The organism is Haloimpatiens myeolchijeotgali, from assembly GCF_042688525.2.
Taxonomy (GTDB): Bacteria; Bacillota; Clostridia; order Clostridiales; family Clostridiaceae; genus Haloimpatiens.
In genome coordinates, this window is sequence record NZ_JBHWAB010000001.1 from 663987 (window position 1) to 690217 (window position 26231).

Sequence of the window (26231 nt, forward strand, 5' to 3'; positions counted from 1 at the left end):
GTTTATCATGGAAAAAGCTTTAATCGCGGTACAAATAATAGCAGCAATAATAGTTATTGTATCAATTATGATGCAGCCAAGTAAAAATGATGGGTTTACAGGTTTTGGAACAGGTGGAAGAGAAACCTATTTTACGAAATATAAAGTAAAAACATCAGAATCAGTTTTAGCAAGAATTACTATAATATCTAGTATAATATTTGCTGTTGTTACAATAGCAATGAATATAATATAAAATCAAAAATATTTTAGGAGGAGCGATAAAATTGAATATGTATTTATTAGCAACTATCGCAGGAATTTTGGCATTAATATTTGCATTTATTCTAAGTAATAGTATTACTAAAGAAGAAGAAGGAACTGACAGAATGAAAGAAATAGCAGGCTACATACATGAGGGTGCTATGGCTTTTCTAGGAAGAGAGTATAAGTCATTAGCAATATTTGTGGTTCTTGTAGGAGCTATTATTTTATTTGCAATTGGTTGGGAAACAGCAATATGTTTCATTGCAGGAGCTATCCTTTCAATATTTGCTGGATATTTTGGAATGAACATTGCTACTAAAGCTAATGTTAGAACAGCTAATGCAGCAAGAAATGGTCAATCAAAAGCACTTCAGATTGCTTTTTCTGGTGGAGCTGTTATGGGAATGGCAGTTGTAGGTTTAGGTATTGTAGGTTTAAGTGCATTATATTTAATATTTGGTGGAGAAATTAAATTTTTAACAGGTTTTGGTTTAGGTGCAAGTTCAATAGCACTATTTGCACGTGTTGGTGGTGGTATATATACTAAAGCTGCTGACGTTGGAGCAGACCTTGTTGGTAAAGTTGAAGCAGGAATACCAGAAGATGACCCAAGAAACCCAGCTGTTATAGCTGATAATGTTGGTGATAACGTTGGAGACGTTGCTGGTATGGGAGCTGACCTTTTTGAATCATATGTAGGTTCATTAATTTCAGCATTAACTCTTGGAGCTTTATATGTTGGAAGTCTTAATGTAGAAAAAGGAGCAATATTATTCCCATTTTTACTTTCAGCAGCAGGAATTATAGCATCAATTATTGGTGTAGTAATAGCTAGAAAGAGTAAAGCACAAAATCCTCAAAAGGCATTAAATTCTGGTACATATATTGCAGGAATTTTAGTTATTATATTAGCAGCAGTATTAAGTAATAAAATTTTTGGAGATTTTAAAGCTTTTGCAGCAATTACAGCAGGATTAATCGTTGGTATGTTAATTGGTAAAGTAACAGAAATGTATACTTCTGATGAATATAATTCAGTTAAAAAGATAGGTGCGCAGTCTGAAACTGGTGCAGCAACTACAATAATTTCTGGATTAGCAGTAGGAATGTACTCAACAGTATTACCAATAATATTTATAGTTATTGGTGTAATTGTTTCATTCTTTGTAATGGGTGGATTAAGTGAAGCAACTCACGGATTATATGGTATATCTTTAGCAGCTATAGGAATGCTTTCAACAACAGGAATTACAGTTGCAGTTGATGCATATGGTCCAATAGCAGATAATGCTGGTGGAATAGCTGAAATGTCAGAATTACCATCATCAGTAAGAGAAATAACTGATAAACTAGATGCAGTTGGTAATACTACTGCAGCAATAGGTAAAGGATTTGCAATAGGTTCTGCAGCACTTACAGCATTAGGATTATTCGCATCTTATGCACAATCTGTTAATCTTACAGCTATAGATTTATTAAATCCTATAACTCTTGTTGGATTATTTATTGGAGCTATGCTTCCATTCTTATTTGGTGCTTTAACAATGGAATCAGTTGGTAAAGCAGCTAATGAAATGATTGAAGAAGTTAGAAGACAATTTAAAGAAAAACCAGGAATAATGGAAGGTAAAGAAACTCCAGATTATAAAAGATGTGTTGATATTTCAACTGGAGCAGCATTAAAAGAAATGCTTTTACCAGGAATACTTGCTATAGTTGTTCCAATAGGTGTTGGTCTATTATTAGGTGTTGAAGCACTTGGTGGATTAATAGGTGGAGCAGTTGCTACAGGTGTTCTTATGGCTATATTTATGGCTAATGCTGGTGGAGCATGGGATAACGCTAAGAAATATATCGAAGGCGGAGCTCATGGTGGAAAAGGTAGTGATGCTCATAAGGCAGCAGTTGTTGGAGATACTGTAGGTGACCCATTTAAAGATACATCAGGTCCAGCAATGAACATATTAATAAAACTTATGACAATAGTTTCACTTGTTTTCGCACCAGTAATACTTAAATTCGGTGGAATATTATTAAATGTTATAAAATAGATAAGAAAAACAAGCACCTTGTGTGCTTGTTTTTTTATAATTTTTTACCCATGTGAAAGTTTTTTATACAATATATACATTTGTTATATTATAGTGAGTATATGTAAGATTTCTATTAATAAGATTGAGGATCTAAGATACTTCTAAAGGCATCACCTAATATATTAAAGCTTAATACGGTAAATAGAATATATAACCCAGGAAATATGGCCATATGTGGTTTAGATGTTATATAACTCTGAGCATTCTGAAGCATGCTTCCCCAGGAAGCCATAGGTTGTTGCACTCCTAAACCTAAAAAACTTAAAGCAGATTCTGTAAGTATTGCTCCGGCTATGTTTAAAGTGGACATAACTATTACAGTCGGGAATACATTAGGGATTATATGTTTTTTTATCATATGAAGATTGCTTGCTCCTAAAGATTTAGAACATATTACATAATCTCGTTCTTTATAAGATAAGGTTTCAGCTCTAACTAATCTAGCTACTCCCATCCAACCAAATAGGCCTATAATTATGATTATGTTTTTTATACTTGGTTCTAAGTATGCATTAGCAATTAATATAAGAAAAAAAGTAGGTATACACATAAGTATATCGATTAGTCTCATAATTAAACTATCTACTATACCACCTAAGAATCCACTTATAACTCCGATTAAAGTACCTAGTACAATAGAAACTATCATAGATAAAAAACCAACTATTAAAGAAATCCTTCCACCATAAAGAGCTCTTGTCAAATAATCGCGTCCAAGTTCATCTGTGCCAAAAATATGTTTTAAACTTGGGGGAGATAACTTATTTGAAATATCAAGTTTATTTGGTTCATATGGAGATAAAAAAGCAAAAATGCAGCTTAAAATTATAATCATAAGAACAATTATAGAAGTTAAAAGCAATTTATTTTTACTTAAATGTATTTTGAAATTTAATAATATTCGTTCACTCAATGTTTATTCACCACCCTGATTCTAGGATCTAATATTCCATACAAAATATCAGATATTAAATTTCCTAATATAAGAAGTATTGAAGATATCATTGTTGTTGCCATAATTACAGGATAATCTCTATTAAATACAGCATTTAAACCAAATTTACCCATACCTGGCCAGCCAAATATAGTTTCTGTGATGAAAGCACCAGAAACTAATTCAGGAAGACTCATGCCAAGAATTGTTATCAGTGGAAGTAATGAGTTTTTTAATATATGTCTATACAAAACCTTTTTCATGGATAATCCTTTACTTAAAGCTGTAATTACATAATCTTCTTTGAATTGATTTAAAGCACTAGAGCGCAGGTATCTAGTTAATACAGCTATATTTGGAAAACTCAACACGATGCAAGGCATAATACTATGTTTAATAACATCTAAGGTAGAATCAACACCTATAGTATGCATACCAGCAGAAGGGAGTAATTTGAGTTTTGATGATAACAAAATAACAAGCATTAATGCAAACCAAAAGCTAGGTATAGATATGCCTATGTAAGATATTATAGTGGTACAGTTATCAAAAAACTTATTTTTCTTAAAAGCTGAGATCATACCTAATGGAATAGCAAAAATTATAGAAATAATCATTGATGCTCCCATAAGACCTACAGTTGCAGGCAGTCTTGCAAGTATTTCTTCAGTAACAGGTTGATGAGTTATATATGAATATCCAAAATTACCATGAAGTATATTCATAAGCCAATTTATATATCTAATAGGTATAGGTCTATCCAACCCTAAACTGGATTTAACTTGGGCTACTTGAGCTGGATTCATTTTAACTGTAATAAAAGCTTGAGCTGGATTTCCTGGTGCCAAATTCATTAATAAGAAAGATAATATAGAAACGAAAAATAATATTGGTATAGCTTGTAAAACTCTTTTTAATATATATTTTTTCATAAGTCACCTGCTTTCCTTTATACTACTTAAAAGGCATGTTTGGTATAATTGAAACCATACATGCCTTTTATAATACACAAAGTATATTTAAAAATTTTTAATGAAGATAAAGAGCATAATTTAAATGAGTATAAGATTATTTATATTATTTATCAACATAGTATAATTTTGATAAATCTTCAAACATATAAATAGGTACTGTTTTAGCTTGTTCAACTCCACCTATGTTACCATTTACTGCAATCATTGAAGTAGAATAGTCTATATTATATTGAACAGCTTCTTCTGCCAATTTCTTTTGTATAGTTTCATACATTTCTTTTCTTTTATTAGTATCTTTTTCTACTGAAGCTTTTTTCCATAATTCATCTAATTCTGGATTTGAAGAATATGAGTTCCAATTCATAGAACCACCTTTAACAAATAGTCCAGAGTATGCATCTGGATCTGTACCACAAACATATGCATTTAATACCATATCAAATGTTTTTTTAGTTTCACCAAATAATTGAGAAAAATAAGCCTGTTGTTCTAAAGCAACTGGTTTTACATCTATACCGATTTCTTTTAAATTTGCTTTAACAACATTAAATTGATTTATATCATTTTGCGAACCAGCTATATATGCAAATTTTAATGTAATATTTTTAGTATTAGATTTTTTCATTAATTCTTTAGCTTTTGCTAAATTATAATCATAATGTTCAACTTTATCTGTATAGTATAAAGTGCTAGATGGAAATACTGAATATGCTGGTTTAGCATTATTGATTGATTCAAACACACTTTTTAATAAATCTTGTTTATTAATAGCATAACTTATTGCTTGTCTTACTTCTTTCTTTTGTAAATTTTTATTTTCGTAATTGAACATAATGTAATTTGGCATACATTCATCAAATTTGTATGTTTTAAAGTTTTGATCTTTTGAATATTTATTAAAGTTTTTTTCACCTACGTAAGTTGTATTTATTTCACCATTTTCAAAGGCAATAGACTTACTATTTTTATCTGATAAAATTCTATAAACTATTTTTTCTAAATGAGGTTTTCCATCAAAATAATCATTAAATCTTTCTAAAGTTAGATACTCTCCTTTTTTCCATTCTTTAAATTTGAATGGTCCAGAACCAATTGGTTCATTATTTTTAGGCGATTTTGCTATATCAGATTCACCTTCAAAGATATGTTTTGGTATAGGACGTAAACCACCTAAAACAGCTTTAAAAGGAATATAAACTTGTGGTAATTTAATTTCTAGTGTAACATTATCCAATTTCTTCATTTGAATTTGTTTACCGTCAATTAGAAAACTTTCTCTATCACCTATATTTTGTTTCTTATCTAATATTGTGTTTATAGAAAAAATTATGTCATCAGCTGTGATTTTTTTACCATCATGCCATTTTAAATTATCCTTTAATTTAAGAGTATATGTAAGTTTGTCAGACGATTCTTTTATACTTTTTGCAAGATAGTAACGTGTTTCATTTTTATCCATTATGTACAATGGACTATATAAAGCATTATTTACAGTGAATGTTATTCTATTATTTTGATAGAATGGATTAAGTAATGTTGGATCACTTCCAGCAGAAAATACCATAGTTCCGCCATCTTTAATTTTTTCTTCTTTAGCAGCTGTAGATTGAGCAGAGGTATTTTTACTGCTTGTACTTTTTCCACAAGCTATTAAACTTAAACTACAAACTACAGCTAGTAGTCCGCATAATAACGTTTTCTTTTTCATTATTCTTCCCCCCGTTATTTAATTAATGTTTTTAACTTTTACAGTAAAAAAAATACTATCTAGCGAAGGAAAATGATATATTGCTTAAATAGTTAACTTTAAACTGTCCTCTAATAAAAGCTTAGAACTTGTTAATGAAGTGAAAAGTTTCAAAGCAAGATATCATTTCTCGCAGCGACTGCTTTTAACCTGTGAAAGTTAAGTCATAAATTACTCCTCCAACAGTATAAGCATTATAAATTTCTTTATCAAGGTAAATATAGAAGTATTTATATTTACTATAATATATTAAGAAATTATAGAAAAAATGTATAATAAGATTATAATATGTAAATATAAATGAAATCTTTGAAAAATTTTACAAAAAAATTTAATACAGCTTAATACCAAGTATTTATGATATAGGTAAAATCTTATGGAAAAAACTATAGTAAGATGGTAAGATTAGAATATTAAATGTTATTTTTGATATAATATATATATGTAGGTTTTATAATAAAATTTAGTTTATATATGGTATTTTGATACTGTAGGAAAATTTAACTAAGGAGTCTCTACTTCAACATGAGTAAGTGGAGAAAGAGTTCATGTTTAGGAACTTTAAGTTTATTAAAGTAGTAAAAAATTATTTTAAGATATTGAATTTTATACAAATTTTAGGAGGAATATTATGAACATAAGAGAGGTAATTCTTGATTTTATGAGAGAACAGGCATATAAGCCAATGGATATAAACGAACTTGCAAGAATTTTTGCTATTAGTAAAAGAGAACTTAAAACTTTTAAAAAGACATTAAAATCCATGGAGAAAGATGGTCAGATAGTAAAGACTAGAACCGAGTATTATGGTATACCAGAAAGAATGGGCTTAATATTAGGAAAACTTCAAGGACACTCTAAAGGATATGGCTTTGTTATACCCGATGATGGAAGTGTTGATATATTCATACCAATATCAGGTATGAACGGAGCTATGAATGGAGACAAAGTAATAGCTAAAATAACAAAAGAAAAGATTCCAGGTAAAAAATGTGAAGGGGAAATAATAAGAATAATAGAAAGAGCAAATAAAACAACAATAGGAACTTATGAAAATAGTAGAAATTTTGGTTTTGTTGTACCAGATGACAAGAGAATGTTTCAAGACATTTTTATACCTAAAAGTGAAAAACATGATGCTGAAACTGGTGATATAGTCATAGTTGAAATTACACAATGGCCTGAAAAAAGAAGAAATCCAGAAGGTAAAATAGTAGAAATTTTAGGTAAAAAAGGTGATAAAGGAATTGATATATTAACAGTAATTAAAAAGTATAATTTACCAGAGGAATTTCCTCCAAAGGTTTTAAATTATGCTGAAAATATAGATGAAAAAATACCAGAGGAAGAATATAAAAGAAGAAAAGATTTGAGAGATCTTAGAATGGTAACAATAGATGGTGAAGATGCAAAAGATTTAGATGATGCTGTATCTATTCAAAAAAATGAGAAAGGAAATTATGTTTTAGGTGTTCATATAGCAGATGTATCTAACTATGTAAAGGAAAATAGTTCTTTAGATAAAGAAGCACTTAAAAGAGCTACTTCTGTATACTTAATAGATAGAGTAATACCAATGCTTCCTAAAAAATTATCTAATGGAATATGTAGTTTAAATCCAAAAGAAGACAGATTAACATTAAGTTGTTTAATGGAAATAAATAATGAAGGAAAAGTAATAAATTATGAAATTTCAGAAAGTATAATAAGAACAAATGAAAGAATGACATATACAGATGTTACAAAAATATTAAGAGATAATGATGAAGAATTGATAAATAAATATGATTATTTAGTTGAAGATTTTAAAATGATGGAAGATCTTTGTAATATATTACATAAAAGAAGAATGAATCGTGGTGCAATAGATTTTGATTTTCAAGAATGTAAAATTATTTTAGATGAAATTGGGAAACCAGTAGAAATAAAACCATACGAAAGAGCTATAGCAAATAGAATGATAGAAGAGTTTATGCTTGTATGTAATGAAACAATAGCAGAACATATGTATTGGGCTAATGCACCGTTTGTATATAGAATTCATGAGGATCCTGATGAAGAAAAGTTAATGCATTTTAATGAATTTGCACATAACTTAGGTATTGCTGTTAAATGGACCAAAGAAATTCATCCAAAAGTTTTACAAGAAGTAATAGAAAAAGTAAAAGGTAAGAAGGAAGAAGTAGTTATAAATACACTTTTACTTAGGTCTCTAAAGCAAGCAAAATATGCACCAGAATGTGTGGGACATTTTGGACTTGCAGCAAGATATTATTGCCATTTTACATCACCAATAAGAAGATATCCTGATTTAATTATTCATAGAATAATTAAAGAATATATAAATGGAAAGATTGATGAAGGCAGGTCTAAAAAATTAGAAAAGTCAGTACAATATGCGTCATCACAATCCTCAGATATGGAAAGATTAGCAGATGATGCAGAAAGAGAAGTAGATGATTTAAAGAAAGCTGAATATATGAGTTATAGAATTGGAGAAGAGCATGAAGGAATAATTTCTTCTGTTACAAACTTTGGAATGTTTATTGAACTTCCAAATACAATAGAAGGATTAGTTCATATAAGTAGTTTAGATGATGATTATTATGTATATGATGAAGCTCATTTATGTTTAATAGGTGAAAGAACCAAGAATATTTACAGATTAGGTGATAATGTGAAGATAAGAGTTTCAAAAGTAGATTTAGATGCTAGAGACGTGTATTTTGACTTAGTGAAAGAGAAAGATGAAGAAAATGAAGCTGTTAATGAAAATGAATATGAAGTAACTCCAATAGAAAGCTTTGAGGAAGATAATTTCTAAGAGATATGAGGAATTAGGGTAAAAATATTGTCTAGTTAAGGAAAGTGATATATTGTGTAAGAAACATAATTGAAATGTTTTGGAGCAGTATATCATTTTGCGTAGCGACTATTTTCAATTATTAATTACTATTTTGATATGTGGATATATATTGAAAAGCATATTAAAAAATGATATACTAAAATGTAAAGTGTTATATAAGGTGGTGGTATTTGTGGCTAAAACTAAAGGAACAAAAACGCTTGTAGAAAATAGAAAAGCACGTCACGATTATTTCATAGAGGAAAAATATGAAACAGGAATAGAATTAGTAGGAACAGAAGTAAAATCTATAAGAGCAGGAAAAGCAAACTTAAAAGATAGCTATGCAGAGATTAGAAATAATGAAGTATATGTTAGAAATATGCATGTAAGTCCATATGATCAGGGAAATATATTTAATAGAGATCCATTAAGAGATAGAAAATTATTACTTCATAAATCAGAAATTCTCAAATTAATAGCATATACAGCTCAAAAAGGATATACATTAGTACCACTTGCATTATATTTAAAAAATGGTTTAGTAAAAGTAAGTTTAGCAGTAGGAAAAGGTAAGAAAAATTATGATAAGAGAGATGTAATGCTAGAAAAAGCAGCTAAACGTGATATAGCTAGACAAATGAAAAATTCAATGAGATATTAAATAAGATATTACTTATCTATATATAGAATAAATTTCTATATATAGATAAGAATTATATATATAGATAGCTATTTTAGTTAATAGAATAAGGTAACATAATAGTATATAGTTTATACTTGATTAATATATATATATGTTGTATCATAGTAGAGTACTCAAAATTAAATATCGTTCAGCGTTCTTATGATTAAATCATGGGGGCGTAATGGTTTCGACGGGGGTGAGGCACTCCTGAGAAGCGAGTCGAGGGAATCATGGACCCGCGTTAAAAAACTATGAACTAAATATAAACGCAAACGATAATAATTTAGCTTTAGCAGCATAGGTCTGCTAACGTTCTACCTTTGATTACCGCGACTTAGGATAGAGCGTCGATTAGCGGTGAACCGAGCGTAACAAAGCTTTGAGTTACGAACGGAATTTATGAAGCTACTAAAGTGTAAAGCCTGTCTATGGGCGTTACATGGAGGGAATGTTAAAGTATAGACTGCACTCGGAGATGCTCAGGGGTTATCACTTTCGGACAGGGGTTCGATTCATGAGAGTCGCATTATGAAGTGATTCATAAGTGAAAACTCGGCTTTATCGATGAAACCGCAGCGTAAAGTCGGCGGCAATATCGAGTGGTATGTGAGGAAACTCAACAGCCACGTATCGACTTATAGGCTTCTAAGTTCAAAGTTGGTTTTAGTTAAATCAGCCTATGAATAAGAAGTACTAGGATAGAAGATTTTAAACTATACTTTGCTTCTATAACACGCCGAGAGACTTGATAAAATATTTTTTTATATCGAGTCTAAGATATAGTCAGCACTACTGAAAACAGTAGAGTATGTGTCCCCTCGCTTCCACCAAAAATAAACCTCACTGAAGAAATTCAGTGAGGTTTTTAATTTATACTTATAAATTTTTGGTAAAATTCTTCTTTGTTTTTTCTCATTTCTTTAGAGTATCGTCCATTTCTAGAAGTTACTTTTTTATAGTTTTCAATGATTAATTTAGCACGTTTTCTTTTAGAGTTAATTATTAAATATGGTTCAATCTCTTTCAATAGGTTTATTGCAGTATTATATTTAACTACATATGTATAGGAATTTTTATGTTTTTCTGTATTATAGTTTTTTTTACCTTTAATTATTCCTACAGCAGTTTTAGATTTTATCCATTCAAGTAACTCAATTGTTGATGAACTAATACTTACACATGGTGCAGGAAATTGATTGTTATGAAATTTAATTAGCATAATGCTTCCCTCTCCATCTATTATTCCTGCTATATAAGCCTTTTCTTCAGAAGTCATAGAATACACACTTCCTTTATATAATAATGTACTTAATATAAGTATATTTATCATAAATTATGTATAATCTGAAAAAAATGAATAGTAATAATTTTAGTTTATGAAGATTACTTGGTAAGTTATAATATAAATATAGAATAATTTAAGATAAACTAAAAATTTTTAAGACATAGCTTATGGGAGTGATAATATGGATATATCAAAGCTTATTCAAAATAAAGGACTTACAGAAACAGAAATAAATGTTCTTAAATATATTATAGACAATATTTATGATGTAAATAAAATGGGAGTAAGAGGAGTTGCAAAGAATAACTTTACATCTACATCTACTATTATGAGATTAGCTAAAAAACTTGGTTATTCTGGATTTTTAGAAATGCAATATAACCTACTATCTTTAACTAAAAATGAATTGGGAGATAATTTAAATGATAATGATTTTATAGAGAGTTTAAATATGGATAGATTACTAGGTATAAACGAAAGAAAATCAATTGATGATTTTATAGATATTTTATTTAATGATGATCATAAATTTATTTTTATATATGCTAATGGTTTTTCAGGAATTGTGGCAGAATATATAAATAAGAAACTTTTAGTAATGGGTAAGAGGTGTATTTTCTCCAATGGAACAGATTCTATAGGTGTATTTGAGAATAACTTAGATTCTATAAGTGCTGTTATAGTAATCTCTAAATCTGGTGAAACACCAATGGTATTAAATAAGGTTAGAACAGCAAAGGAACATGATATTAAAGTTATATCATTTACAAATGAACGTGAAAATAGTATAAGTAAACTTTCACATATAAGCTTTAAAATTGAAGATACAAATAAATTAGATGATAGAAATCTAATGCCAAATACATTTTTCCCAAAGGTATTAGTATTATTCGAACTATTAATATATGAATATTACAAAAATAAAAATAGTAATATTGAGTAACGTGTTATCTAATGAGGTAACACGTTTTTTTGAGGGCAAAATCTATATACAGATATGCAACTAGTTATTATAATGTGAAATATAAACGATTTCACGAAAACAAATGATGGAGGTTATAAGGATGAAAGAAAAGATACTGAATCAACTACAAAACTTTTCTAAAGGAATGTTTGTTCCTGTATTGATATTACCAATAGCAGGAATAATAATTGCAATGGGAAATATTTTAACAAATGCAAAATTGGCTGAATATTTTCCATTTTTAAAAAATGACATAATATATGGACTAGGAAAAATGTTGTCAGGTTCATTAGTTTCAATTTTAATTAATTTAGGAATTATATTTTGTGTAGGACTTGCAGTAGGTCTTTCTAAGAAAAAGAAAGCAGAGGCAGCGTTTACATCACTTCTAGTATTTTTAGTATTCATAAATGCAATGAATATCTTTTTGAAATTTACCAACAAATTAGTGCCAGCAGATGCTTTAAGAGGAAGCGGCCAAACTATGGTTTTAGGTGTTCAAGTTCTTGATATGGGAGTTTTTCTAGGAATCATTTTAGGTATTGTTGTTGCATATGTACATAATAGATTTTGTGAAAAGGAATTTAATGGAGCTTTTCAAATTTATGGTGGTTCAAGATTAGTATTTATAATATTAATACCTATTACTGTTATCTTATCAATAGTATTTAGTTATGTATGGCCATCAGTACAATATGGAATTTCAAGTATGGGTGAGTTTATAAAAGGTGCAGGTAACTTTGGAGTATTTACATATGGTACTTTAGAGAGATTACTAATACCTACTGGATTACATCATTTAGTTTATACTCCATTCTTGTATACTTCTTTAGGAGGAGTAGCTGAAATAGGAGGAAAAGTATTTGAGGGTGCAAGAAATATATATTTTGCAGAAATGGCTGATCCTACTATAACTCAATTATCAGCATCAGTTATTTGGGATGCTAGAGGACTTTCAAAGATGTTTGGTTTAATTGGTGCCTGTTTAGCTATGTATCACACTGCATTACCAAAAAATAAGTCTAAGATAAAAGCAATTTTAATTCCAGCTGCTGTTACATCAATATTAGCAGGAGTAACAGAACCAATAGAATTCTCATTTATGTTTGTAGCACCAATATTATTTGTACTGCATGCTTTTCTAAGTGGTTTAGGAATGGTAGTATTAAATGTTTTCGGGGTTAGAGCTATAGGTCCAAATGGTTTAATAGATTTCTTATTATATAATATTCCTCTTGGAATAGATAAAACAGGATGGCCAATGTTTATTTTAATTGGTTTAGCACAATTTGCTATGTATTATTTCATATTTAGATTCTTAATAGTTAAGTTTAAACTTAAAACTCCAGGAAGAGAAGATGACGGAAATACAAAGTTATATAGCAAAAGTGATTATAAAGAAAAATCTGCAAAAGACAAGAAGGCAGGTAGTTCAAATCTTGCACCAGTTATTGTAGAAGGCCTTGGAGGAAAGGATAATATAATAAAAGTTGATAATTGCTATACTAGATTAAGACTAGTTTTAAAGGATTCTTCAATAGTTAATAAAGAATTATTGCAAAATGAAACAGCTGCAAGTGGAGTAGTAATTAAAGGTGAAAATGTGCAGGTTGTTTATGGACTAAAGGTTACAAGTGTAAGAAGAAGTGTAGATGAATATCTTGGAATAGAAGCAAATTAGAACAAAGGTTTTAAGTAGGAGTGGCTATTAATTTAGTTACTCCTATAAAAACATAAAGTAAGATGTAATGAAATATACAAGTATCTATATAGTTAGTATTTATATTGAATAATTAATTTTTCAAGTAACATGTTATCAGTTGTGGTAACACGTGTTTTTGGTATCTTAAACTGTTTACTGGCAAAAATAGCTGGACTATAATCAGCTTGTAAGAAATGAAGAAAAAGAGGCATGAAAGATCAGAAAAGGTGGTTAATTTTATGGAAAAAAATAAGAAGTTTTCAATTGTTATTGCAGGGGGAGGAAGTACATTTACACCAGGAATTGTAATGATGTTATTAGATAATGTTCATCGTTTACCATTACGCAAATTAAAATTATATGATAATGATGGTGAACGTCAAGAAATAATAGGCAAGGCTTTAGAAATATTATTGAAGGAAAATGCCCCGGAAATAGAATTTACATATACAACTGATCCAAAAGAAGCATTTACTGATGTAGATTTTTGTATGGCTCATATACGTGTTGGTAAATATGAAATGCGTGAAAAAGATGAAAAGATTCCTCTAAAATATGGTGTTCTTGGACAAGAAACTTGTGGACCTGGAGGAATAGCATATGGAATGCGTTCTATAGGTGGAATGATGGAATTAATAGACTTTATGGAAAAGTATTCTCCAAATTGTTGGATGTTAAATTACTCAAATCCAGCAGCTATAGTTGCAGAAGCATGCCGTATATTAAAACCAAATTCTAAGGTGTTAAATATTTGTGATATGCCAGTTGGAACACTTCGTCGTATGTCTCAAATAGTTGGATTAACTCCAGCTGACTTAGAAGTTAATTACTTTGGGTTAAATCACTTTGGATGGTGGACAAGTGTAAGAGATAAACAAGGAAATGATTTAATGCCAAGATTGAAAGCTTATGTAGCAGAACATGGATATTTAAATCAAATAGAGGTAGATACACAACATACAGAACCAAGTTGGCAAGAAACTCATAAAAAGGCAAAAGATTTATTAGCTGTTGAGCCCAATTTCTTACCAAATACATATTTAAAATATTATTTATATCCAGATTATGTTGTAGAACATTCAAATCCTGAATATACAAGAGCTAATGAAGTAATGGCTGGAAGAGAGAAGAATGTATTTAATGCTGCTAGAGAAATTATTAAAGCGGGTACAGCAAAAGGTGGAGAATTTCACATTGATTCTCATGCTATATTTATTGTTGACTTAGCTAGAGCTATTGCATATAACACTCACGAAAGAATGTTATGTATTGTAGAAAACAAGGGTGCAATAGAAAATTTTGATCCAACAGCTATGGTAGAAGTACCTTGTATTGTAGGAAGTAACGGACCAGAACCATTAGTTCAAGGAAGAATTCCTCAATTTGAAAAAGGTTTAATGGAACAACAAGTATCAGTAGAGAAACTAGCTGTTCAGGCATGGATAGAAGGAAGTTACCAAAAATTATGGCAAGCACTTACTCTTTCTAAGACAGTACCAAGTGCAAGTGTAGCAAAAGATATATTAGATGATTTAATTGAGAATAATAAAAGTTATTGGCCAGAATTAAAGTAAAGGAGATTAGTTATATAAAACACGAATAGTAAAAGCTCGGAAAGTGGGTGTTCCACGATCCGAGCTATGTTTTAAGACAAATAGGTAAATTAAATAAGGAGGATAAAATGATTAGTGACGAGATTAGAAAGATTGCTCCGGAAATGGATCCACTTCGTAGAGGAATGGGTTGGTCAGTTGAAGATTTGTCTAAACCACAGATTATAGTTGAAAGTACTTTTGGAGATAGTCATCCGGGAAGTGCTCATTTAATGAAATTTGTTAATAATGCAGTAAAAGGTGTAGAAGAAAGAGGTGCAAAAGCAGCAAAGTATTTTGCAACAGATATATGTGATGGTATGGCCCAAGGGCATGATGGGATTAATTATTCTTTAGCTTCTAGAGATATCATTGCATCACTTATTGAGATTCATGCAAATGCAACTCCTTTTGATGGAGGTGTATTTATATCAAGTTGTGATAAGGCTGTTCCAGCTCATTTAATGGCAATAGGAAGAATCAATATGCCATCAATTATTATTACAGGTGGTGTTATGGAAGCGGGTCCCAATCTTTTGACTTTAGAGCAAATTGGTACTTATAGCGCCATGTATCAACGCGGAGAAATTACAGAGGAAGAATTAACTTATTACAAGCATAATGCATGTCCATCTTGTGGAGCTTGTTCTTTTATGGGAACAGCTTCAACAATGCAAGTTATGGCGGAGGCTTTAGGGTTAATGTTACCAGGTAGTGCTTTAATGCCTGCAACTTGTAAAGATTTAGAATATATTGCAGAAGAAGCAGGTAGGAAAGTTGTTGAATTATCAAAGATGAATCTTAAGCCAAAGGATATAGTTACAGCTAAGTCTTTTGAAAATGCAATTATGATTCATGCAGCAATTTCAGGTTCTACTAATTCATTATTACATATTCCAGCTGTAGCTCATGAGTTTGGGGTGGAAATTGATGAAGAAAGTTTTGATAGAATACACAGATATGTACCATATCTTTTAAATATACGTCCAGCAGGAAAGTGGCCTGCAGAGTACTTTTATTATGCAGGAGGAGTCCCAGCAATAATGGAGCAGGTAAAGAATTTATTACATTTAGATGTGATGACTGTTACAGGTAAAACTTTAGGTGAAAACTTAGAGGACTTAAAGAAAAATGGATATTATGAAAAATGTAATGAATATCTTAAAAAAGTTGGATTAAAGAGAGAAGATGTTATAAGGCAAATAAGTAATCCTATAGGTAAAAAGGGTGCTATTGCAGTTTTAAAAGGAAATATTGCACCAGAAGGAGCAGTAGTTAAGCATTCAGCTGTACCAAAAGAAATGTATAAAGTAGTTTTAAAGGCAAGACCATTTGATTGTGAAGAAGAAGCCATAGAGGCTATAATATCTAAAAAAATAAATCCAGGAGATGCTGTGTTTATAAGATATGAAGGACCAAAAGGAAGTGGAATGCCTGAAATGTTTTATACAACAGAGGCAATTTCATCTGATAAAGAATTAGCTGCAAGTGTTGCACTTATTACAGATGGAAGATTTTCAGGAGCATCTAGAGGTCCAGCAATAGGTCATGTTTCACCTGAGGCAGCAGTAGGAGGTCCAATTGCATTAGTGGAAGAAAATGATTTGATTGAAATAGACATAGAAAAAAGAGTAATACAATTAGTTGGTATTAATGGACAAAAAATCAGTCTTGATAAAATAGATAAGGTTTTAACAGAGCGTAAAGCTAAGTGGAAAAAAAGAGATAATAAATATAAATCAGGAATATTGAAAATATTTTCAGAAAGAGCAGTTTCACCAATGAAAGGTGGATATATGGAATAACAATATTCATAATTAGGTTCAAAAAACAATATATTTATGGAGGTTTTTCTTGTGACAAAGATGAAGGTTTTAAATGCGTTAAAGGAATGCAAAATAGTAGCAGTTGTTCGTGGAACAACAGAGGAAGTAGGAATTAAAATATCAGAAAACTGCATTAAAGGAAATGTTAAAGCTATAGAAATAACATATACAAATAAATTTGCTAATGATATTATAAAAAAACTTTCAGAAAAGTATTCAACTTTTGATGATGTTGTTATAGGAGCTGGAACAATTTTAGATGCAGAAACAGCAAGAATGGCAATTACAGCAGGAGCAAAGTATATAGTTTCTCCAGCATTTAATGCAGAAACAGCAAAGCTTTGTAATAGATATAATGTTCCATATATACCAGGAGTAATGACTATAACTGAAATAGTTACAGCTTATGAGAGTGGAGTAGATATAGTTAAAGTATTTCCAGGGAGTGCATTTGGACAAGGATACATAAAATCTATTAAAGGTCCATTACCATATGTCAATATGATGGTAACAGGTGGAGTAAACTTAGATAATATAGATTCTTGGGCCAATACAGATGTAGAGTTAGTAGGTATTGGGGGAGAATTAAATAAGCTTGGAGAAGCAGGAAAATTTGATGAAATAGAATCAATTTGTAATAGATATGTAGAAAAGTTTAATAAAGCAAGAGGTATGTAAGATGAAGGTAGCTGGTTTTGGAGAAATACTACTTAGATTGTCTACTAAAAAGGGATTACTCATATCAAATTCTAAGGAATTTGATGTTAATTATGGTGGTGGAGAAGCAAATGTTTTAATATCACTATCTAAATTTGGAATAGAAACTAGAGCAATTACGAAAGTTTCAGATAATCAAATAGGAGAAACAATAATTAACTATCTAAAAGAAAAGTCAGTAGAAACATCTTTTATCGCAAGGGGTAATAAAAGAACTCCTATATATTTTTTAGAAATGGGTAGTGGTAACAGAGGATCAAAGGTTATTTATGATAGAAAAGATTCAGTCTTTGGATCTATTACTGAAAAAGATATTAATATAAAAGAGGCGTTGAAGGATGTAGATGTATTTCATTTTTCAGGGATTACATTAGCTATTTCAGAAGAAACAAGAAAGTTGACACTAAAAATATTAAAGTATTGTAAGGAAAATAATATTTTAGTAAGTTATGATTCAAACTATAGAGCTAAAATGTGGACTTTAGAAGAAGCAAGTAAGGTAACAAAAAAAATATTACCATATGTTAATATCTTTTCTGCTGGAATATTGGATGCAGAAAATATTTTAAACATGAATTGTAATTTAGAAAATAAGTATGAAAAATTAAAATATTATTACCATGAGATTACTAAAATATATCCTAATATAGAATATATTTTTTCATCAATTAGGGAGGTTCAATCATCAAGTGTAAATAGGCTGCAGTGTAATTATTATACAAATAATAAACTATATTCATCTAAAATATATACAATTGATGAAATTGTAGACAGAGTAGGTGGTGGAGATGCTCTAACAGCTGGAGTACTTTATAGTATTATAAATAATAAGTCTCCTGAATACACTTGCGAATTTGCCACATCGGCTTCAGTTTTAAAACATACTATATGTGGAGATGCAAATTTGGTAACTTTTGAAGATGTAGAAAATCTTATGAAAAATGGTGTTGGAAAGATTTCGAGATAATGATATAGAGCACGAGAGGTTACAAATACAAGAAAAGGCTATTGGATAGTATCCAATAGCCTAATTTTTTTATGGTAATGTGACAGTTCCTTTTAATTTATTCCTGCTATATAAGCTTTTTTCTTCAGAAGTGTATAATTTGAAAAAAATGAATAGTAATAATTTTAGTTTATGAAGATTACTTGGTAGGATATAATATAAACATAGAGTAATTTAAGATACATTAAAAGGAGGTAAATAATGGAATACAAAGCCTTGCCAATAGGTATAGATAATTTTGAAAAATTAATAACAAGAGATTATTACTATATAGATAAGACATTATTAATAAAAGATTTGTTAGATAATAAATCTGATGTTAATTTGTTTACAAGACCAAGAAGATTTGGAAAGACTTTAAATATGAGTATGCTTCTATATTATTTTGAAAAAACCGATAAAGACAATTCTTACCTTTTTGAAAACTTAAACATACTGAAAGCAGGAGAAAAATACACTTCTCATATGGGCCAGTACCCTGTAATTAATTTATCTCTAAAATCTGCAAAGCAGCCCAATTTTGAATTAGCTTATATTTCTATTAAAAGAAGAATAGCGGAAGAATACAAAAGACATGAGTATATATTAAAAAGTGAAGAATTAAAAGATGAAAATGAAAGATTTTTAAAGATTCTAAGAGAGCAAGGTGATGAAGGAGACTATATTGATTCATTATTTTTTCTTAGTAAATGTCTAGAAAAATATCATAAGAAAAAAACAATAATACTTATTGATGAATATGATGTACCTCTTGAAAATTCTTTCTTTGAAGGCTTTTATGATAGAATGATAGCATTCATAAGATCACTTTTTGAATCAGCATTAAAAACAAATTCTTCACTAGAGTTTGGAGTTATAACAGGGTGTTTGCGTATTTCAAAAGAAAGTATTTTTACAGGACTAAATAATTTAAATATAATTTCAATATTAAATGAAAGATATGCAGAGCATTTTGGTTTTACAGATGATGAAGTGAAAAAAATAACTTCTGATTATAATTTAGATTCAAAATATGAACTTATTAAAAATTGGTATAATGGATATATTTTTGGTTCTACTAACGTTTATAATCCGTGGAGTGTAATAAAATATATTTATGATTTGCTTGCCAATATAAACACATTTCCTTCATCTTACTGGGCAAACACAAGCTCAAATAGTATAGTTAGAAGCTTGATTGAAAAAGCAGACAGTGTTACTAAAAGAGAAATTGAACTATTAATTGAAGGAAAAACCATTGAAAAAAAAGTTCATGAGGATATAACTTATGATGAAATATATGATAGTATAGATAGCTTGTGGAATTTTATGTTTTTTACTGGGTACTTAAAAAAAGTTGATGTAAGAATTAGTGAAACAAATCAGAAATATTTAAGTTTAAAAATACCTAATGAAGAAGTTAAATATATTTTTAGAACCAAAATTCTAAAATGGTTTCATGATAAAGTTAAAGTGAAAGATTTATCTAAAATGTACGAAGCAATATTTAATAAAGATACTAAAACCTTTCAAGAAGAATTAAGTAATATGCTGCAGCAAACAATAAGTTTTAACGATGCCTATGAAAATTTTTATCATGGTTTTACACTTGGGGTTTTGGGCAATATGCATGATAAAATTGTGAAATCAAATAGGGAAGCTGGCAATGGAAGAAGTGATATTTTCATAAAATCATTGTCAATATTTAAACCAGCAATAATACTAGAACTTAAAGTATGTGATAATCCTAAAGATATATTAAAAAAATGTGATGAAGCACTGCAGCAAATAGAGAAAAATAAATATGATGCAGACCTTAAAGAAGAAGGATATGAAAATATTATTAAGTATGGAATAGCATTCTACAGAAAAGATTGTATTATAAAAGTTAAAGAGGATTAGTACTAAGATGTAACGGATGAACTAAAAACATGTAATCAAATAAATGTAAAATTAGATATATCAGGTAAATTGGGATCTATAGATTAATTTGTAGAATCCTTTTATTATTAAAAAGAACAGGAATTCTTTATTAGTTTGAAGAATTCCTGTTTTTATGTTCGTTAGGCATGGGTGCAATCTATAGGGTGAAAGTATTGTGCTAATCAGTTTCATGGAAATTTTAATAATGACATTTTTGTAAGAATACTTTTTTATATGTAAGTATAGTGTTATGGAAGCTAGTAAATCATAACGTTATAATGAAAATATCTTAAGGAAATAAGAAAATTCATTTGATTGTAAGACATGAGAATTTAACTTAATAGAATGTTGATTTAATAAAAAATGGAGGGTTAACGTATGGAAATTTTAAAAGTTAAAGGACTAAAGAAGATTTATGGAGAAGGAACGAATCAAGTTAGAGCTTTAGATGGAGTTGATTTAACAGTAAACAAAGGAGAATTTATTGCAATTATAGGGGCATCGGGTTCAGGAAAATCCACATTACTTCATTTATTAGGTGGATTAGATAGACCTTCAGAAGGCAAGGTTTGGATTAAAGGAACTGATATTTATAATTTGAACGATGAAAAATTAAGCATATTTAGAAGAAGAAATATTGGTTTTATATTTCAATTTTTCAACTTGATTCCTGTTTTAGATGTAGAAGAGAATATTGCATTACCTACATTGTTAGATAATGAAAAGGTAGATAAAAGTTCACTGAATGAAATAATGAGAACGCTAGGATTACAAGAAAGAAGAAATCACTTGCCTTCCGAGTTATCAGGAGGACAACAACAAAGAGTATCAATAGCAAGAGCTTTAATAAATAAGCCAGCTATAGTATTGGCTGACGAACCAACAGGAAACTTAGATAGTAAAACAACATCAGAGGTTTTGGAATTATTAAAAGCTACTGCTAAAAAATATGGACAGACAATGATGATAATAACGCATGATCCTTTAGTTGCAGAGGCTGCAGATAGAGTAATAACTATTTCTGATGGAAAGATAGTATCTGATAAAATCACTGGATAAGGAGGAAAAAATATGATAAACAATTATACTGCTTTAAGTAAGAGATATTTAAAGCACAATAAGAAAAAAAGCATTTTAACAATAATAGGTATAATATTATCTGTTGCATTAATATGTTCCATTGGAAGTTTTCTTGTTACTATACAAAATACTATGCTGCAAGATGCAATAGAAAAAAATGGTGAATATCATTTAACAATTTTAAATCCAACAAAAGATAATATAGATAAGATAGAAAATAATCCTAAAGTAGAGTATGTTTCAAATTTAAAAACTGAACCACCAGTACCGTTTATTAAAGATAAAAAAATTATAATTAATAAAGGTGATAAAAATATTACAAAAGCCAATAGTGTTAAAGTAAAATCTGGAAAACTTCCAGCTAAAGAGGGAGAAATCGCCATTGAAGAATGGGTGTTAAAGTATTTTGATACTAAACCCAAAATAGGTAATAATGTAGAAATAAAAAATATTAATGGAAAAATAGAAAAATATACATTAACAGCTATAGTAGAAAATAAAAGCGTTTCTCAGTATTCAGGAAATGCAATGGCATACACATATACTGAATTAAAAGATATAAAGGATACAGTATTATTAGTTAAAATAAAGGGAAAAACAGGGAAAAGAAAAGTAATTGAAGATATAAAGAATTTAGTAGGAGAGAAAAATGTTATTGAAAATGATCAGGTATTAAGATTAACTGGTGAAGCATCAAATTCAAATATAAATAAATCTTTATTTGGAATTGGCGGAATTATAATAGGAATTGTTATTATTGCTACAGTTATGGTTATATACAACTCTTTTAATATAAGTATAGCAGAAAGAAGTAAGAATTTTGGACAATTAAAAGCTATGGGGGCAACAAAAAAACAAATTAGAAAACTAGTTTTAATAGAAGCTTTAATAATGATGAGTATAGGTATTCCGATAGGATTAGGATTAGGCTTATTAGCAATGTATATAGTATCTATAGTATTTAAGTTTCTTGCTACAGGCTTTGAACTTAATGTTATAGTATCGCCAATGGTTTTATTAGTAAGTTCAGTTTTAGGGGCTATCTCAGTTTATGTATCGGCACTAATACCAGCGAGAAAGGTATCGAAAATATCTCCTTTAGTGGCAATTAGTACTAGTTATTTGATAAGCAAGGATAATGTAACTAATAAGAAGAGCAGGGTTAAATTTGTAAAATCTTTTGGAATATCAAAGATTATGGCAATAAAAAATATAAAGAGAAACAAGAAAAGATTTTATATAACTGCTATTTCTATGGCTATAAGTGTAATTTTATTTGTTGTTTTTATGAGTTTTATAAAATATACAATGAATTTTACAGAAAAACCTTCACCACAAAATGATGTAACTTTTGCAATACAAGAAAATAAGGAAACCTTGAAACATAAGGGGTTAAGTGACGAGTTTTTAAAAGAGGTTAATAAAGTTTCAAATATAGATGAAATTTATTTAAATTATAGACCTTTAAAGTTAAAAGCTTTAGTAGATGAAAATGAAATTCCTGAAATCATTAAGGAACAAAAATATAATTTTATTAAAGATGTAAAATTAGATGGTGAACACAGAAAATATATATCAGTATATATGAATGCTTATGATGATAATAAAATAAAATCTCTGGATAAGTATATTAAAGAAGGATCTACAGAAAATATTAAAGAAAATGAGGTCATTTTAGTAAAAAATCAAACTATGCCGGGAGGAATATATTCTCCAATAGTAGATTTGAAAGTTGGAGATGAAATAAAAGTTGATCCAAAATATTTTTATGATAAAGAAGAGCTTACAATAAAAGATTATAAAGAGGGTAAAAAACCTGAGATAAAAGAAAATCCTAAGTCCCAATATACTGGAAATGAATTAATTACATTAAAAGTTAAGGCTATAGTAGAAGATGAACCATATAAAGGTATGGGGGATCCTGGAATAGAGAAGATTATAATTCCATCAAATAACTTAAAGAAGATAATTAAAAACAATGATGTATATATGAAAAAGTTTGGAGTTTCTAGTGCATATCTGAAAGTTAATAATGATGAAAAAATAGAAAATGTTGAGAACACATTAGTAAAATCACTTGGAAATTATCCAAGTTATGAGGTTAAAAATATGGTGGAATTATCAAGGAAAAGTAAAGGTGAGGCTATTCAGATGATGATACTTTTGATAGGTTTTATAGTAGTAATATCATTGATAAGCAGTATTAACGTTATAAATACAGTTACAACCAATATAATTACAAGAAGAAGAGAATTGTCAGGATTAAGGGCTATAGGTATGACAACTAAAGAATTAAAAAATATGATTAGTCTAGAAGGAGCTTTATTTGGTGTTTATGGGGGAGCATCAGGAAGCATTATAGGTGTATGTTTATCATATTTAATATACTTACGTTTTTCAGATATAAAGAATTTTACTTTTAAACTTCCATGGGCATCTGTTGGCATAGCAATGGCAGCAGTTATAATAATAGGATACCTTTCTTCTATAATAGCAATGAGAAAATTATCACAGGATAATATTATAGAAGGTATTAAACAAGAGTAGAATAAATAGAAGAACTTTAATTGATTAATTGAAGTTCTTCTATTATTATTTGTATTAAGGGTAATTGATAATTAAGGTTTTAAAATATATTTATTTTAGATTTTATATGAATTGGAGGGTCAAATATGGAAAGAATACTACTTTTGGAAGATGATGAAGCATTAGCGATGGGAATAGAATATTCTTTAATGGAGCAAAGCTTTCAGGTTGAGGTTGTAGGTACAGTTAAAGAAGCTAAGGAGAATATTGATAAAAATAGTTATGATATAGCCATATTAGATATAAATTTACCAGATGGAACAGGATATGAAGTATGTAAATATATTAATGATAAAAAAGATATACCAGTGATATTTTTAACTGCTTTAGATGAAGAAGTCAATGTTATTTTGGGATTAGATATGGGAGCTGATGATTATATAACAAAGCCATTTAGAGTTAGAGAGCTTATATCAAGAGTTAAAGCAGTTTTAAGGAGAACTAAAAAAAGTAATGTTTCTAGTACATATATATTAAAAAGTGGAAATATAATTTTTAACGTTAAAGAAGCTAACATAATAAAAAAAGATAAGAAAATTTCACTTACTGCTCAAGAATATAGATTACTTCAAACCTTTATGGAAAAACCTAATGAAGTTGTAAGTAAAGATGAATTAATATCTAAAATATTTTCTGGAGAAACACAGTTTGTTGATGATAATACTATATCAGTTTATATAAAGAGGCTAAGAAAGAAAATAGAAGATGATGTTAAAGATCCACAATACATTATTAATAAAAGAGGAATTGGATACCTTTGGAATATTGATGTAGAGGTGGTGGAGTAAAGTGAGTATTTTAAAGAATAAAGAAATTAGAAAATCACTTTATTTAATTATAATTGTAAATATAATTTTTGCACTAATAGTATTAATTGTAGGAACTAAAGAGATAAGTAAAATAAAGAGTAATTATTTACAGGAAAAAGCTTATTCTATAGGATATCTAAGTAATAAATATCCTGATATGACTACTGATATAATTAAGTCTAATTTTCAAACTACTAATAATGAATTAAGAGAACAGGGTTTAAAAATATTAAAGGATTATGGATATTATGATGATTTAGATGTAAAATATTTTGAAAATTTATATAAACCAATTAGTGGTATAGTATGGAGTATATTATTTGTATTTTTAATAAATTTACTAGTACAAGTTCTGTTAACTTACACATACCATAAAAAGATTTATAAAAGAATAAATACTATTACAATGGCATCTAAACAAATATTGTCTCAAAATTATGATGTGGATATTATGCAGTATGAAGAAGGAGAGTTTTCAAAACTTGCATATGCATTTAATGAGATGAGGGATGTTATAAAAAATCAAATGAGTGAAATAAAAAAAGAAAAGGAATTTTTAGTTAAGTTGACATCAGATATATCACATCAATTAAAGACTCCTTTGTCATCAATAATTGTTTTTAATGATATATTATTAAATAAGGTAGATGAAGATGATTCTAAATATAAATTTTTATTAAAAAGTAAAACACAATTAGGACGTATGGAGTGGTTAATAAAATCCATATTAAAATTAAGTAAAATTGATGCCAAAGCCATTAAATTTAATTTTAAAAGTAATAATATTTCTTTAATATTAAGACAGGGAATAAGCGATTTAGAAACTATTGCTATGAAAAATAATGTTAAAGTGAATTTTAACCATGTAAAAAATATTAGTATTAATTGTGATAAAGAATGGGTTAAAGAAGCATTTATAAATATTATTAAAAATGGAATAGAACATTCAAAAGATGGGGAAATTAATATATCTATTGAAGATAATCCAGTTTTAACCAAGATTAATATACAGGATAATGGTGAAGGAATTAAAAAGGAAGATATATCAAAAATTTTTACAAGGTTTCATAAAAGTAATAAGTCAAATTCTGTTGGTATAGGACTTTCTTTAGCTAAGGCTATAGTAGAAGCACATAGTGGATATATAGAGGTAAAAAGTAAGTATGGTGAGGGAAGTTTATTTAAAGTTGTTTTCATTAAGTAAAATATAATAGCAGTAACGTAATAATGCAGTA

The 26231-nt window shown here is 28.8% G+C and carries 19 protein-coding genes and 1 other RNA gene; 16 read left to right on the forward strand and 4 right to left on the reverse strand.

Annotation, left to right across the window (positions count from 1 at the left end; translation table 11 throughout):
- Positions 1-7: 7 nt before the first annotated feature.
- Complete coding sequence (gene secG, locus ACFIJ5_RS03255) at positions 8-235, forward strand: preprotein translocase subunit SecG (RefSeq protein ID WP_379803725.1); 228 nt, start codon at positions 8-10, stop codon at positions 233-235.
- Between the two features lie 37 nt (positions 236-272).
- Complete coding sequence (locus tag ACFIJ5_RS03260) at positions 273-2297, forward strand: sodium-translocating pyrophosphatase (protein WP_379809526.1); 2025 nt, start codon at positions 273-275, stop codon at positions 2295-2297.
- Positions 2298-2412: 115 nt separating this feature from the next.
- On the opposite strand, the gene ACFIJ5_RS03265 is transcribed toward ACFIJ5_RS03260, so the two are convergent.
- The 3 genes from ACFIJ5_RS03265 to ACFIJ5_RS03275 form a co-directional block, all read right to left on the reverse strand.
- Positions 2413-3252: an ABC transporter permease gene (locus ACFIJ5_RS03265; RefSeq protein ID WP_379803727.1), complete on the reverse strand. Its 840-nt coding sequence runs from the start codon at positions 3250-3252 to the stop codon at positions 2413-2415.
- Positions 3249-4205, reverse strand: a complete 957-nt coding sequence (locus ACFIJ5_RS03270) for an ABC transporter permease (protein WP_379803730.1) — start codon at positions 4203-4205, stop codon at positions 3249-3251. Before ACFIJ5_RS03270 ends, ACFIJ5_RS03265 begins: the two co-directional genes overlap by 4 nt.
- A gap of 145 nt (positions 4206-4350) precedes the next feature.
- Complete coding sequence (locus ACFIJ5_RS03275) at positions 4351-5955, reverse strand: ABC transporter substrate-binding protein (protein WP_379803733.1); 1605 nt, start codon at positions 5953-5955, stop codon at positions 4351-4353.
- Positions 5956-6625: 670 nt separating this feature from the next.
- Here ACFIJ5_RS03275 and rnr point away from each other — a divergent pair.
- From rnr to ssrA, 3 genes are all read left to right on the forward strand, one after another.
- Positions 6626-8818 (forward strand): ribonuclease R, encoded by a 2193-nt coding sequence (rnr, locus tag ACFIJ5_RS03280; RefSeq protein ID WP_379803735.1) that lies wholly within the window; start codon positions 6626-6628, stop codon positions 8816-8818.
- A 214-nt stretch (positions 8819-9032) separates the two neighbouring features.
- Positions 9033-9503 carry an SsrA-binding protein SmpB gene (gene smpB, locus ACFIJ5_RS03285; protein WP_379803738.1) on the forward strand — a complete coding sequence of 157 codons (471 nt, stop codon included), beginning with the start codon at positions 9033-9035 and terminating at the stop codon, positions 9501-9503.
- 204 nt (positions 9504-9707) lie between these two features.
- Positions 9708-10042: a transfer-messenger RNA gene (gene ssrA / locus ACFIJ5_RS03290) on the forward strand.
- Positions 10043-10392: 350 nt separating this feature from the next.
- Here ssrA and ACFIJ5_RS03295 read toward each other — a convergent pair.
- Positions 10393-10803, reverse strand: coding sequence for a hypothetical protein (locus ACFIJ5_RS03295; RefSeq protein ID WP_379803741.1), 411 nt, complete (start codon positions 10801-10803; stop codon positions 10393-10395).
- Positions 10804-10993: 190 nt separating this feature from the next.
- Here ACFIJ5_RS03295 and ACFIJ5_RS03300 point away from each other — a divergent pair, with 190 nt between their 5' ends.
- The 11 genes from ACFIJ5_RS03300 to ACFIJ5_RS03350 all read left to right on the forward strand — a co-directional run bounded on the left by ACFIJ5_RS03300 (position 10994) and on the right by ACFIJ5_RS03350 (position 26200).
- The gene (locus tag ACFIJ5_RS03300) at positions 10994-11755 is read left to right on the forward strand and encodes a MurR/RpiR family transcriptional regulator (RefSeq protein ID WP_379803743.1); all 762 of its coding nucleotides are present in this window, start codon (positions 10994-10996) and stop codon (positions 11753-11755) included.
- A 121-nt stretch (positions 11756-11876) separates the two neighbouring features.
- The gene (locus ACFIJ5_RS03305) at positions 11877-13457 is read left to right on the forward strand and encodes a PTS transporter subunit EIIC (protein ID WP_379803745.1); all 1581 of its coding nucleotides are present in this window, start codon (positions 11877-11879) and stop codon (positions 13455-13457) included.
- Between the two features lie 260 nt (positions 13458-13717).
- Positions 13718-15052: a 6-phospho-alpha-glucosidase gene (locus tag ACFIJ5_RS03310; RefSeq protein WP_379803747.1), complete on the forward strand. Its 1335-nt coding sequence runs from the start codon at positions 13718-13720 to the stop codon at positions 15050-15052.
- A 107-nt stretch (positions 15053-15159) separates the two neighbouring features.
- The gene (gene ilvD / locus ACFIJ5_RS03315; protein WP_379803749.1) at positions 15160-16875 is read left to right on the forward strand and encodes a dihydroxy-acid dehydratase; all 1716 of its coding nucleotides are present in this window, start codon (positions 15160-15162) and stop codon (positions 16873-16875) included.
- Between the two features lie 51 nt (positions 16876-16926).
- Entirely contained in the window at positions 16927-17574 is a 648-nt protein-coding gene (locus ACFIJ5_RS03320) for a bifunctional 2-keto-4-hydroxyglutarate aldolase/2-keto-3-deoxy-6-phosphogluconate aldolase (protein ID WP_379803752.1), read from the forward strand.
- 1 nt (position 17575) lies between these two features.
- Positions 17576-18580: a sugar kinase gene (locus ACFIJ5_RS03325; protein WP_379803755.1), complete on the forward strand. Its 1005-nt coding sequence runs from the start codon at positions 17576-17578 to the stop codon at positions 18578-18580.
- A 240-nt stretch (positions 18581-18820) separates the two neighbouring features.
- The gene (locus ACFIJ5_RS03330; protein ID WP_379803757.1) at positions 18821-20500 is read left to right on the forward strand and encodes an AAA family ATPase; all 1680 of its coding nucleotides are present in this window, start codon (positions 18821-18823) and stop codon (positions 20498-20500) included.
- A gap of 399 nt (positions 20501-20899) precedes the next feature.
- A complete protein-coding gene (locus tag ACFIJ5_RS03335; protein ID WP_379803760.1) occupies positions 20900-21580 on the forward strand; it encodes an ABC transporter ATP-binding protein in 681 nt (226 codons plus the stop codon).
- 12 nt (positions 21581-21592) lie between these two features.
- Entirely contained in the window at positions 21593-24148 is a 2556-nt protein-coding gene (locus tag ACFIJ5_RS03340; protein ID WP_379803762.1) for an ABC transporter permease, read from the forward strand.
- Positions 24149-24273: 125 nt separating this feature from the next.
- Positions 24274-24975, forward strand: coding sequence for a response regulator transcription factor (locus ACFIJ5_RS03345; RefSeq protein WP_379803765.1), 702 nt, complete (start codon positions 24274-24276; stop codon positions 24973-24975).
- Position 24976: 1 nt separating this feature from the next.
- Positions 24977-26200 carry a sensor histidine kinase gene (locus tag ACFIJ5_RS03350; RefSeq protein WP_379803767.1) on the forward strand — a complete coding sequence of 408 codons (1224 nt, stop codon included), beginning with the start codon at positions 24977-24979 and terminating at the stop codon, positions 26198-26200.
- The last annotated feature ends 31 nt before the right edge of the window (positions 26201-26231 follow it).